Annotated in this window: 6 protein-coding genes; 5 read left to right on the top strand and 1 reads right to left on the bottom strand. The window is 51.6% G+C overall.

The window, feature by feature from the left end; all coding sequences use genetic code 11:
• Positions 1-15: 15 nt before the first annotated feature.
• Positions 16-1,518: an ATP-binding protein gene (locus ABEA66_RS18550; protein ID WP_345589691.1), complete on the bottom strand. Its 1,503-nt coding sequence runs from the start codon at positions 1,516-1,518 to the stop codon at positions 16-18.
• Positions 1,519-1,785: 267 nt separating this feature from the next.
• Here ABEA66_RS18550 and ABEA66_RS18545 point away from each other — a divergent pair, with 267 nt between their 5' ends.
• The 5 genes from ABEA66_RS18545 (at position 1,786) to ABEA66_RS18525 (ending at position 13,657) form a co-directional block, all read left to right on the top strand.
• Positions 1,786-3,105: an ABC transporter substrate-binding protein gene (locus tag ABEA66_RS18545; RefSeq protein WP_345589689.1), complete on the top strand. Its 1,320-nt coding sequence runs from the start codon at positions 1,786-1,788 to the stop codon at positions 3,103-3,105.
• 232 nt (positions 3,106-3,337) lie between these two features.
• On the top strand, positions 3,338-4,225 hold the full coding sequence (locus ABEA66_RS18540) for a carbohydrate ABC transporter permease (RefSeq protein WP_079909912.1): 888 nt from the start codon (positions 3,338-3,340) through the stop codon (positions 4,223-4,225).
• Positions 4,226-4,249: 24 nt separating this feature from the next.
• The gene (locus ABEA66_RS18535; RefSeq protein ID WP_079909913.1) at positions 4,250-5,128 is read left to right on the top strand and encodes a carbohydrate ABC transporter permease; all 879 of its coding nucleotides are present in this window, start codon (positions 4,250-4,252) and stop codon (positions 5,126-5,128) included.
• Between the two features lie 9 nt (positions 5,129-5,137).
• Positions 5,138-6,568, top strand: a complete 1,431-nt coding sequence (locus ABEA66_RS18530; protein ID WP_345589686.1) for a sulfatase family protein — start codon at positions 5,138-5,140, stop codon at positions 6,566-6,568.
• A gap of 162 nt (positions 6,569-6,730) precedes the next feature.
• Positions 6,731-13,657 carry a polysaccharide lyase family 8 super-sandwich domain-containing protein gene (locus ABEA66_RS18525; protein ID WP_345589684.1) on the top strand — a complete coding sequence of 2,309 codons (6,927 nt, stop codon included), beginning with the start codon at positions 6,731-6,733 and terminating at the stop codon, positions 13,655-13,657.
• Positions 13,658-13,701 lie beyond the last annotated feature (44 nt).

The raw sequence follows: 13,701 nt of genomic DNA, 5'->3' as shown, positions 1-13,701 counted from the left end.
TGGCTTGGATTTATTCTAAATAACAGGTAAATAAATACGAAATGTGGTTCCTTGCCCCAGCTTGCTGTCGACACTGATCTTGCCGTCATGCCCCGCAACGATTTTGTGACAGTAAGATAGGCCGATCCCCCAGTTATGAATCGACGGCTTGGTCGAGAAGAAGGGGGAGAAGATCCTATCCAGATGCTCCTTCGGCATTCCCGGCCCATTGTCGGTTATGGAGATCATTCCCCAGCTGTCCTGCCGCCCCAGATGAATAACGATCGCTCCATCCGGTGTACCGTCTATCGATTCTAGAGCGTTTTCAATAATGTTATAAATCGCCTCGGCCATGTGCTGCTGATCGATATAAGCCGCAGGGATTTCGGCACTCGCTACAAACTTGATATCCGCCTGATGGGGACCCTGCTTGACCAGGGAGAGCGCCTCCTTGACAGGAAGATTGAGGCGGCATGGCTGCAGATTCAGCTCAATCGATTTAAGCTTGTGGGCCGCATCGCTTATACTTTCCATTGCTGCAGAGCAAGATTTGAGCATCAAATCCAGGCTGTAGGAAGTATCCTCGTCGTCCGCGTGCTTCTCCTTCAAATATTCCGCCTCGGAACGTACGGCTAGCAGATGATTTTTCAATGCATGAGTAAAGGCTCTTGCTCCCAGAGAAGCCGTATCAATGCTTTTATTGATTTGAATGTCTTGATTTTTGTGATACGTCTCTATGGAATTGTATTTAAACACAATAAGCAGCAAAAAGGCCAGCGCCGCAAATACCACATAAGGAAAAACATACAGCGTCAGTGGATAGGAGCCGATTGGCGGCTGAAGGTAATTGTAGTATCCCTGCAGGTACGTTGCTATGACCAGGTTCTTGGGAGCCCATGAAAATAGCAGGAAATGAATCAGGACAACGGGGATCAGGCTCAATATGTGATACAGCGCGTAGTTTTTCAAAAAACGGATCTTCGGATAATTCATATAATAATTGAGCAGCATCCAGAAGGCGATCAGAATAAGCGCATCCCCGGCATAACGGAAGCCGTATTCTCCGATATGAATCGCTGTGCTTAATGACAGCCCCTCCGCAGCGGCATGGTCGACGGCCAAATCCTGAAGCCATATTTGAACACCGGGATCGTAAAATACAAAGGAAATGACGGAGAACAAGGCGATAGCCGCATAAATGTTGGCGTTGGTCCGTTTTCGGGACGTACGGGTAAAGGAAACGGCAAAGCAGAGAAGCGATCCGTTGAATAAAATAATGCCGCCATTCAATAAGCGAATCAGCATGTTGGCGTTAAACTTGGTCAGTACAAGGTAGTTCCACGTGCCCGGGCTAAAGTTAAAAAACGTATGAATGATATTGTAATAATAGTTAAACTTACTTAAATACAAAGTAAAGGAAACGAATGAAATGACCCATCCGAGGATGATGCCGAACATAAATCGGGTGGACAGGCTGTTCATTTTACGATAGGTGAGAAGAATCGAACAGACGATAAACAGCAGCGTGAAATAGATCATGTTGAACGACTCCAGATGTCAGAATACGGGTGGATGATAGAGGGGGAATAAAACTTTCACCTTCTGCGACCGGCTCGGGTTCCCCTATACTATAGACAGCGACGAAAGCGTAATCATTATGATAACAAAACAAGGGATGGATGTAAATTGAAAAAACCTATATCGAGGACTTTCAAAGATGAGCGACCGCGTTCAATGGCAGGTTTAATCGCCAATAGGAAAGCTCCTTCATTACGTTCAGGTATTCATGAAGGTAAACTTTCCTATGTGGGGAAAAAAGTGATAGGTGTCGCCTTAGCGGGAACCTTATTAGTAGGCGTTGCAGCTGGCTGCGGGGATAAATCGGCCGAGAATAAAGCAGCGAATAACGGAGCTTCCACCGATTCGCAAACGGTTAATCTTCGCATGACCATTCTGCCTGACGATCTGGAAACGACCAAGCTGGCCTATGAAGAATTCAAGAAGGAAAACCCGAATATTAACGTCCAATTCGAGACGATTCCTCAAGCGCAATATTATGAAAAACTGCGTCTGCAACTATCCGGCGGCGAAAAGATCGATTTGTTCGGCGGCAATATGGACGTGTTTCTGGATACGGGCATTTTGGAGCCGTTGGACGATTACATCAAGAAGAATAATGTGGATGTTTCCGGCTTCGGTCCGCTGTACGACGGGATGAAGGTAAATGACAAAATGTACGGCTTGCCATACCGCAAATCGAATTACATGCTGTATTACAATAAAACGTTGTTCGACCAGGCGAACGTGCCTTATCCGAAGGCCGATATGACATGGGACGAGTTCCGGGAACTGGCGAAGAAAATGACGAAAGGCGAGGGCGCGAACAAAATTTACGGCGCATACTTGCAGCAATGGGCGCAGACCTGGTATATGCAGGCCGTTCAGACGGGAGCCTCCATCATTGATAAGGATCTGACGCCGTTTAAAAAAGCGCTCCAATTCCGCAAGGATATGGAGAAGGACGGCTCCATCATGCCATGGTCCGAGCAGGTGACGACCTCCGCGCATTACAATTCCGCGTTCCAAAAGGGCAATGTTGCGATGAACCTCATCGGTGATTGGCACGTAGCGCAGCTTCGCCAAGCGGAAACGGATAAGAAAATCAGCTTTGACTGGGATGTTGTACCGATCCCGCATCCGCCGGGCGTAGCCGCGAATACAAGCCTGGCGACTCCGGTATCCATTATGATCAACAAGGATTCGAAGAATAAGGAAGCCGCATTCAAGCTGCTGCAATATTTGACGGGCGCCAAAGGTGCGAAGGTATTCGCATCCAAAGGCTTCCTGACCGGCTTCACGAACGATGAAATCCGCAAAGCGTATGTAGGCGACGGCAGCATGAAACCGAAGAACATTCACTACTTCGTGGAACAAAAAGAGTATCCGGAGTATCCTCTGCTCCCAGGTGTGAAAAATATCGTCGTCGGCAACATCTATCTGCAGGAAGGCGAGCTGGCGCTGTCCGGCGGCCAAACGGTCGATCAGGCGATTCAAAAAATCGGCGAGCGCGTTCAGAAGGAATGGGCGGATAAATACGCCAAGGATTTTAAAGCAGGCAAAAAATAATTTAGTAGAAAAAGAAAGGTGTTCCCATTTTGTACTTGATAAAGTGGAATCAGCATAGTTAGTGGGGAAAGATGCTTTCAGCGCGAGTTTTGGCTTATCGTCAACACCATAAAAGAAATTCCAATTGACGATAAACAAGATGTTTGAGCCGGCTGAAGGCATTTTCCCCACGGACAGCTGCACTTTATCAAAGACTAATGGGAACACCAACAACAGGAGGGAGTTGGACCGCATGCAGGCATCCAGAGCGCTAACAAGAAGAAATCGGCTGGTAGGGTATGCTTTTTTGCTCCCTAATATCCTCGGCTTCCTGACGTTCATCTGCTTTCCGGTTATGGCATCATTCGTAATGAGCTTCACCGATTGGAACGGCTTCGGAGATATTACCTTCGCAGGCCTTGATAATTATAAAAGACTGATCGGCGACGAATCGTTCCGCATTTCGCTTTTGAACAGTATCGTGATGATGGTCGTATCGGTTCCGCTGACGCTGCTGCTGGCTATATTGGCTGCCGTAGCCTTGAATAAAGGGATCAAAGGACTCAAAATATTCCGCACTGCGATATTTCTTCCTCACATTACAGCGACCATTGCCGTTGCGGTCGTATGGCAGCTGCTGTTCAACCCGACGATGGGGCCCATCAACGGAATTTTGCGAAGTGTGGGTATCGAGAATCCCCCGGGATGGCTGGCTTCCACCCAATGGGCGCTGTTCTCGGTCATTATAGTCACGATCTGGCAAAATGTCGGCTATTACATGGTGCTGTATCTTGCGGGTCTTCAAGGGATTCCGAAGGACTTGTACGAGGCGGCGGAGATCGATGGGGCGGGCAAGCTGTCACAGCTCATCAAAATTACGATTCCGATGCTGTCGCCGGTCATTTTTTTCACAATTATTATGGGCATCATCAATTCGTTTAAAGTATTCGATCTGATCTTCCTGCTGACCAAGGGAGGGCCGGGGCGCTCGACGCACGTGCTCGTGTACGATATTTACTATACGGCCTTCCAAAGATATGAATACGGCTATGCATCGGCCATGGCTTACGTGATGTTCGCCATCATTGTCCTTATTACCATTATTCAATTCCGCGGCCAGAAAAAATGGGTCAACTACTAACCGACGAACGGGGATGACAAGAGAATGAACTCAGTCGCACAAACTTCCAAACAACCGCATTCCTTGAAGCTGTCCCGCTCGTCCGGAGCGTGGGTGAGTAAAGGATTGCTTTATATCGTGCTGATAGCCGTCGCAGGCTCGATGATTTTGCCGTTCTTGTGGATGATATCGGCATCTTTCAAATCGGAGGCAGAGGTGTTCGGGTTTCCGATCCAGTGGATACCGAGTACGTTCTACTTCTCGAACTATTCGAAGGTATGGCAGGATCTTCCGTTTTTCACTTACTATTTGAACACGATCAAAATTGCCGTCAGCACGACGCTGCTGCAGATCATCACCTGCTCCATGGCCGCTTATGCCTTTGCTAAGGTAAGGTTCCCGGAGCGGGACAAATTGTTCTTCTTATACATCACGACGATGATGATACCGTTCCAGGTGATGATGATTCCGCAGTTTTTGCTGATGAAGCATTTCGGGCTGTTAAACTCGCATTGGGCGCTTATTTTGCTTGGAGCCTTCAGTCCGTTCGGCGTCTTCTTATTCCGGCAGTTTTATATGTCGATTCCCGAGGAGCTGTCGGAAGCGGCTCGTATCGACGGGTTGAGCGAGTTCGGTATTTTTGCCCGAATCATTATGCCTTTGACACGTCCTGCTATCGCAAGCCTTACGATCTTTACCTTCATGCATTCGTGGAACGACTTTCTCGGGCCGCTCATTTATTTGAACGACGATAAGTTATTTACACTGCAGCTCGGGATGCAGCACTTCCAGACAGAGCATGCGACGGAATACGCGCCTCTGATGGCTGCCGCCGTATGTGCCATTATTCCGACCATCATCATTTACTTTATGGCGCAGGATCATTTCGTGGAAGGCATTTCCGCCGGAGCCGTGAAAGGGTGATAGGCTGTGATGAGTGACGCGCAAAAGAGAAACAGGCCGAATATCGTCTACATTTTCGCCGATCAATGGCGCAGGCAGGCTGCCGGCTTTCGGCAGGAGGACGTGGTGTGGACGCCGAATATCGATGCTTTCGCCAAAGACAGTCTGGTCTTCGATCATGCCGTTAGCTGTACGCCTCTGTGCTCGCCGCATCGGGCGGCTTTAATGACGGGAACGTACCCGCAGACGAACGGGGTGTATACGAACTGCAAGCTTGGCGCCGATATTGCGCTTCGTGAGGATGCGATAGGAATCGGAGATGTTCTCAAGCATGGCGGGTACCGTACCGGTTATATCGGTAAGTGGCATCTGGACCTGCCGGAGCAAAATGTGACAGAGCATCCTGTCTCCGGCGCTGCTGGCTGGGATGCTTACACACCTCCGGGTCCCAAAAGACACGGCTTCGATTACTGGTATTCCTATGGAACTTATGACGAGCATTTGACGCCCCATTATTGGAAGGACACGCCGGAGATGATTCAGGTCAACCAATGGTCCGTCGAGCACGAAACCGATATGGCGATAAGCTATTTGCGTGGGCAAAGCGGTCAAAAATCTCCATTCGCATTGTTCTTGTCGTGGAATCCTCCGCATAGTCCTTTTGATCAAGTGCCGGAAAAGTATAAAGAGCGGTATAAGGACGTTTCGTTGAAGTGGCGTCCCAATGTGAAAGCAGAGGGGCTAGCCGCCCATACAGGTGAACCCATCGAGGACGGGATGGACAATCTGGAGCGGTATATGAGGGATTACTGTGCGGCCGTTACGGGAATCGACGAACAGTTCGGAAGGATCGTGCACGAGTTAAAGGAGCTTGGTCTGGAGCAAAATACATTGATCGTGCTGTCTTCGGATCACGGCGAGCTGATGGGAGCACACGGATTAATGGCCAAGCATTCGTGGCATGAGGAATCGATCGGCATTCCCTGCCTTATGAAATGGCCGGAGAAGATACAAGCAGGAAGAACGGATTTGCTGTTCAATAGCGTAGATATTATGCCGACGCTGCTGGGGCTTGCGGGACTGGAGGTTCCAACAACGGTAGAAGGCAGTGACTATTCTCGCGCCTTGCTCGGACTGGAGCCCGCTCCGAACAATCCCGCTTTCCTGTGTGCCTTTCCAGGCCGCAAAGATGTGATGGAGCAGTTCGCCGCCCAGGGGCTGGATAATAAACGATACGGGTGGAGAGCGGTACGGACCCTGCAATACACATACGTCGTGCATCGGGGGTACTCCGCGGTAGATCCGAATTTTTGCTTGAGGCTGCTGTATGATCTGAAGGAGGACCCTTATCAGCTGAACCCGCTGCCATTGCAAAAAGCATCCCAGCAGCCTGTGGCACAGCAGTTGAACGCGGAGCTTCAAGCCTGGCTCCTAAGGATGGACGATCCTTTTGAATTATAGCTGTTCAAGTAAGTGTGGCTGCGAGGCAGAAGCCAGCAGAAATAACCTGATCACGTCTTCGGGCGTGCAGGTTATTTTCCCTATACATACTTATTTTTTGAAAGGATTTGATAGCGCATACATAATTGGATGCTTCAAACTCATAATGAAGGAGGGTAAAGCATGTTGAAGCAATGGAAGGGCGTTACATCTTCTGTATCCAGATTGTTGGTTTTCACTCTTATCATCTCGACCTTTTCTGTTTGGGCAGGGTACACGGAGGTGAAGGCAGCAGGTATCGTTTACGTCAAAGCCACTTTTGATACGTATCCTGCAACGCCATCTACGTCAGGACCGACAGCGGAAACCGGAGGCAACTGGGGACTGTACAATGCAAATGTCACAACAGGCGATTATGCGGTAGGGGAGATAGTTTACACCCGTGCAGATCGAAGCTTGAGACTTGTTGCAACAACCCCCGGGAAGGTCGTCAATACGGCAAGAACACTTTCTACTCCCATAGGCGGAAAGGTTGTTCTGGAGTCAGGCGCTATGTTTTCCGACACAGCACACCCACGAAGTGTGTTTGAGCTGAGAAGCTCCAGCGGTATTTATGTTACGCCTCTAAGTGTGGATACGGCTGGGAAAATGAAGGCCTACACCAAGGATATCGGCACCTATAAGGCTGATACGTGGTATAAGCTGCGGGCATTTGTAGACAACACAAACCGTTTGATGGATGTGTTCCTGAATGATCAGCCCGTACTTCTTGGCACGGCTCTTCCCGCGCAGTGGGACAAAATTTCATCTATTAAATTTTCCCAGACGGGTGCTGACGGCTCTGCAGGAAGTATGGTGATTGATGATGTGAAGATATCCGAGTTTGTTCCGGTAACCGGCATCGCGCTCCCGGCCAGTATGTCTATTGCCTCGGGAAGCTCGATTTCCGCCGCTGCCTCTCTGGTTTGGACACCGGCTGATCCGTCCGACCAGCGGATTCAATGGTCCTCAAGCAATCCGGCGGTGGCGACGGTGGATGACCGGGGAATTGTAAGCGGTGTCAGTAATGGGACTTCGGTGATAACGGCTCGCGCTTTAGATGGGAACCAGACTGCTTCGGCGGAGGTGTCGGTGATGACATATGTCCCGGTACAAAATGTCTTGCTTCCTCCAACGGCTCAAGCAGCTGTGGGCTCCAAGCTCCCGCTTCAGGCGGTGATCGAGCCGACTGACGCCAGCGATCCGCGTCTGGAGTGGTCCAGCGACAAGCCTGAGGTTGCAGCCGTAGATGCATCCGGTGTCGTGACCGGAGTATCGACGGGTCAGGCTGTCATTACCGCCAGAGCGGTAGACGGAGGGAAGACGGCCTCTACTCTTGTAACGGTAAGTATCGCTTCCGTTCCCGTGCAGTCCATAGCGCTGCCGTCGAACATTGCCATGGATGTTCAGGATGAAATCACTTTAAGGCCGCGTTTTACGCCGTCCGATGCGACGAATCGGAATGTGACCTGGTCGTCGAGCCTACCGGATGTTGCATCCGTGGATGGAGCAGGAAGAATTCAATCCTGGAAGCCTGGAACAGCAACCGTTACCGTCACTTCCCAGGATGGCGGTAAGACGGCAGCCTCGTTCATTACTGTACAACAGCGTGACCCGAACGAAGGTGACGAGTATGACCGGATGAGGCTCAAATGGAAGAAGTCGCTCGATGGAGGAGCTTCTTTCGATAGGAATGATCCCGATATCGCCGCTATTATCAATTCGACCAACAGCAATGCGTCCAAGTATTGGAGCACGCTCCATACGAACTCGGACCGTGCCTTGTTATGGGATGACATTCCTTCCTCGGCAGATACATCCGATTTTGTGACCAGCAACTATGCCCGATTAAAGACGATGGCGCTTGCGTATTCCATGAAGGGCGGAGCGCTGTATCATCATTACGGTCTGAGAGACGATATTATAGAAGCGATGGAATTTCTATACCGAGATCAATATAACGAAGCCGGGAATCCGTATGGAAACTGGTGGAATTGGCAAATTGGCGTTCCGCTTAAGCTGGCGGATCTTATGGTGCTGCTTTACGATGATTTGACGAAGGATCAAATTGAGCGGTATGTCCGAACGATGGACCATTATATCGGCGATATTTCTCTCCCGACCTTTACACAGACCGGCGCCAACCGGACGGATATTTTAACGGCGGAATTGCTTATGGGCATCGTTCAAAAAGATCCGGTCCGTCTAGGAAACGTCCGTGAGCAAATGAGTCCCTTGTTCCCGTATGTAACCGCGGGAGACGGGTTTTATGAGGATGGTTCGTTCGTCCAGCACTCTACCGTTGCTTATACAGGAAGCTACGGTGAAGTATTAATCCGTGGAGTAGGCAATTTGCTGTTTATGCTGCAGGGGACAACCTGGAGCGTAACGGACCCGCAAGTGTCCAACGTGTACCGATGGGTTCAGGACACGTTTGCCCCCGTCATTTATAACGGTCAAGTCATGGATATGGTACGAGGCCGTGCTATCGCCAGGGAGAACAATACTGGCAACACGGCAGCCGGAGGCATTATCGGCGCGATGGCCCGCTTGGCCCAATTCGCGCCGCAGCAGGATGCAGAGACCATTAAGAGCTTGATTAAGCACTACTTGTTGGCCAATCCGACTTACAACTATTACAAGCAAATCACGGATATTGAGACAATGCAGACGGTGCAGCAGTGGATGGCCGATCCTTCTATTGCCGCCCAAGGCGATGCTATTGCGCATTTTGAATTGAATGCCATGGCGCGGTCCGTCCATCGGGGTCAAGATTACGCATTCGGGGTCAGCAAAAGCTCCAAACGTATTCAAACCTATGAGCTGACCAATGGAGAGAACGGCAAGGGGTGGTACACCGGCGACGGAATGACGTATTTGTATAACGGGGATTCCAGCCAGTATATGGGTGATTTCTGGCCTACCGTCAATTGGTACCGGCTTCCCGGGACTACGGTAGATACGAGGGAACGAACGGTGCCTCATTATCAATATGGGGATGGCGAGGGTACGCCAACTAATGCTTGGGCAGGTGGAGTGACTCTCGGCGAATATGGGTCATCGGGGATGAACCTTCGCCAGATGGGGACCTCGCTTACGGCGAATAAATCCTGGTTTATGTTCGATAAAGAGATTGTCGCCCTAGGCTCCGGAATTAGCAGCAGTGATAATCGTCCCATTGAAACAACGATTGAGCAGCGGAAGCTGAATGGGGCGGGAGATAATGATTTTATTGTGGACGGTGACCGGATGCCTTCTGCTTTGGGCTGGTCCGCAGTCAAAGATGGTGTGCATTGGGCGCATTTGTCAGGTAATGTTCCAGGATCGGACATCGGGTACGTGTTCCCGGAGACCGCAAACCTTAACATGCTGAGAGAGCAGCGTACAGGGACATGGAAGGACATTAACGATAACCCGTCGATTTCAACTGATCCGAGAACGAACCGTTTTATGACGATGTGGCTGAATCATGGAAGCAATCCGTACAACGAGACGTACAGCTATATCCTGCTTCCGAACCGTTCGGCCGCGGAGACAGGAGCATACTCGGCTAATCCAAGCGTTACTATACTGGAGAACTCCCCGGATGCTCAGGCGGTGTATGAGAAGAGTCTCCAGATCACGGGTGTTCATTTTTGGAAGGACGCATTGAAAAAGGTTGATTTCATAACGAGCAGCAGACAGGCATCGGTTATGGCTCGCGAGCTGGCAGGCTCTAATAGGCTGGAGCTGGCCGTATCCGACCCGACACTGGAAAACACGGGTGCTATAGATCTGGAGCTGGACCGGTCGGCTGCGGGAGTGCTGTCCTCGGATCCCCAGGTGTTCGTTACCCAACTCGCACCTACCATCAAATTGACGGTCAATACCGGAGGCACCTTAGGGAAGTCGCTGAACGTGGTGTTCGATACGGACCCGCTCAAGCCGCGACCGGATCCGGAAGCGCCTATCCAGGAACCGGTTAATCTTCCGGCTCCGCTGCCGGATAGCGAACCGATAACCCATGTGTATGATGTCTTCGACGATCAAATCCAGGGAAATCAGCCGTTGGAGTGGAGCATATCCGCGGACAGAAATACATCTGCTGCTTTAGTACCCTTGTCCAATACGGACGGGCTGGCCCTGCGCTTGATGGACAGGAACGGCACAGGCACAGTGACGGCTAAGCGGCCGTTTCTGAGGCAAACGGGTAAGGTGGACATAGAATGGAGCTTTGCTTCAACATCGGCTGGAGCCACTCAAACCTTCGAGCTGATGGACGGCGGAACGCCGGTCATTACACTGAAAGCCGGTGATAAGCTGAGCCGTATCGATGCCAGCGGAGCGAGCATTCCCCTGACTGATGTTCCGGCAAATCAGTGGAGCATGCTAAAGCTGCGTATTGATCCGGCTGCCAACACATATGATCTGTACTTAAACGGGAAGTTGGGAGCATGGAGAGCGGAATTCAGCCGGCCTGGCAGCGGGATCGACTCCCTGCAAATTCAAACCGGCGTGCAGGATGCTTCATCCGTTCTATATATCGATAATGTCATCATGTATAAATTCGGTGCCGTATCGCTCGTCAACGAAACGTTCAATGATGCTGTGACCGGCACGAAACCTGCGGGATGGACGATAGCCGATAAAGCGGCAACGGCGGAGGTATCCGTTCAAGCAATGCCGTCCGCTGTGAATAAAAGCTTGCTGCTTAACGATAACGATGCCAAGTTCTTGGATTCCGCGTTAAAAACATTTGCGCCGCAGTCCGGGAAACTGGGGGTAGAGTGGCGCTTTTACGAGAAAAATACGGGCAAATTCTCTGCCTTTGAGCTGATGAGCGGCAGTACCTCGATAGCCAAGCTTAGCTCGAATGGAACCTTGAAGCTGACCGGTCCCGGGAATGTGACGACCGACTTGGTCAAGGTGCCCGTCTTAAACTGGCATACCGTGAAGTTGGATGTCGATGTCAGCAGGCAGCTGTTTCAAGTGTATTTGGATGGGCGACAGGCGGCCGTGGATGCGCCATTCTGGAATCAAGGCGGCCCTATTGACGGTATCCGGTTCAGCACCAGCTACGGGGCAGTCGACGCCCCGGTTTATATCGATGACGTTAAAGTATATACGTTCGTTTCCATGGCGGAGCGGGTAACGGTGACACCGGAGACAATGTCTTTAAAGGTGGGTGAAACGGCTTCGCTGTTTGCGTCGGTTGCTCCGACCGGTGCCGTAAACGGCGCTCTGGTCTATGAAACATCGAGTACGCAATCCGTAACGGTTGACGTCTATGGACATGTAACTGCAATAGCACCCGGAGCGGCGACCATTACGGTGCGAACAGCTGACGGAACAGAACGAGCGTTCAGCGAGGTGACTGTCGCCGCCGAGCCCGGCGGAGGCGGAGGCGACGGAGGCACGGGCGGAAGCGGAAGCGGAAGTGACGGAGGCACGGGCGGAGGCGGAGGCGACGGAGGCACGGGCGGAAGCGGAGGCGACGGAGGCACGGGCGGAAGCGGAAGCGGCGGAGGCACGGGCGGAAGCGGAAGCGACGGAGGCACGGGCGGAAGCGGAAGCGGCGGAGGCACGGGCGGAAGCGGAAGCGACGGAGGCACGGGCGGCGTTGGAAGCGCTGGAGGCACCGGTGGAAGCGGAAGCGACGGGGGCTCCGGTGGAGGCGGAAGCGGCGGAGGCACGGGCGGAAGCGGAAGCGGCGGAGGCAGCGGTGGAAGCGGAAGCGACGGAGGTACGGGAGTAGGCGGAAGCGACGGAGGCGCGGGCGGAGGTGGAAGCGCTGGAGGCACCGGTGGAAGCGGCGCAAGCACGACAACGAGTGCGGCGTTGGAAGCGCTGGACCGCCTGATGCGGACGGGCGGAACCGACAGTCAGTTAATGCAGGCAGCAGATGCGATACTGCAAGACGCATTTACTTTCAAGCTTCCGGCTGTAAGAGCCTCAGACCGATTCACAGCGACACTATCGGCTGAAGAGCTTGAGGCTAAGCTTCGAGCAGCGGATACATTGCGAGATGCCGTACTCCAGCGCTTGTCATCGAAAGGTCTATCGGTCGCTTCCCCAATAGTGACCCTTCGTGTACAATCGGCAGCGGATGACTTGCCTGTCGCACTCAGCGTACCGGCATCCCTTTTTGTATCGCCAGACCGCACAGTACTTACACAAATGAATGGTGTTGCGATTCATTGGGCACCTGATGCCCTGCCGCTAATAGATGCTGATATGCTACAGCTTGAAGTGAGCAAAGATTCACAAGGTTCTTATCCCAAGTTCAGCTTGAAGCTGCAAGCAATACCAAAGGGAGGAGAGGCACAACCGGTACGCCAATTTTTAAAGCCTTTGGCTATTCAACTTCCTTATAAAGCTGACCCGAACGTAGATACGGATTTGCTTACCGTTTTTTATATGGACGATGCAGGATGGAAGGAAAATAAAGCGGGAAGATACGATGCAATAACCAGCAGCATGCACTTCTCAACGAATCATTTCAGCACGTATGCGATAATGCCGAATCCAGTTACTTTTCAAGACGTTCCCGCCTCCCATTGGGCATCGAAGGCTGTTTCTACCCTAGCGGCCAAAGGGATATTAGAAGGAAGCGGTATGTCCCGATTCCGTCCTGATGACCCTATGACTAGGGCAGAATTCGTCAAGTTGCTGGCAAGCCTGGTAAAGGGCGGCTCAACCAAGCCCGAGAGCAATGATTATTCACTGCCCTTCAAGGATGTGGATGCGGACGCTTGGGAATACGGATGGGTTCAGTTGGCCTACAAAGCAGGATGGATAGAAGGAGTAAGTGCGGACCGGTTTGCACCGGCGATGATGATGCATCGTCAGGATGCGGCTGTTTTGATAGCCAAAGCTCTGTATCCTGGAGAAAGGCCGGCCGCTTCATCCCTTAACCGGCTGAACGATTTCGAGGATGGGGCATCGGTATCCGACTATGCAAGGGAAGCAATGGCTGTCTTGCTGCAGCATCATTTACTGGCAGTGGATGATCAACAGCGCTTGAATCCGGCAGGGCAGCTGACCCGAGCTGAAGCGGCGGAGCTCATGTACCGTCTGTTTTTCAACCAATAGAAATCATCGAAACCGAGACTTTTATCAAAAGGACTTTTAATGAA

Source organism: Paenibacillus vulneris (genome assembly GCF_039543185.1).
GTDB classification, from domain to species: Bacteria; Bacillota; Bacilli; order Paenibacillales; family NBRC-103111; genus Paenibacillus_S; species Paenibacillus_S vulneris.
Note: the sequence above shows the minus strand (reverse complement) of the source record. Positions and strands in the feature narration are given on the sequence as shown.

Bases quoted from the DNA above. Each gene is read 5' to 3' on its own strand.
- ABEA66_RS18525 (WP_345589684.1), top strand. From the start codon at position 6,731: ATGTTGAAGCAATGGAAGGGCGTTACATCTTCTGTATCCAGATTGTTG.
- ABEA66_RS18550 (WP_345589691.1), bottom strand. From the start codon at position 1,518: ATGATCTATTTCACGCTGCTGTTTATCGTCTGTTCGATTCTTCTCACC.
- ABEA66_RS18535 (WP_079909913.1), top strand. From the start codon at position 4,250: ATGAACTCAGTCGCACAAACTTCCAAACAACCGCATTCCTTGAAGCTG.
- ABEA66_RS18530 (WP_345589686.1), top strand. From the start codon at position 5,138: ATGAGTGACGCGCAAAAGAGAAACAGGCCGAATATCGTCTACATTTTC.
- ABEA66_RS18540 (WP_079909912.1), top strand. From the start codon at position 3,338: ATGCAGGCATCCAGAGCGCTAACAAGAAGAAATCGGCTGGTAGGGTAT.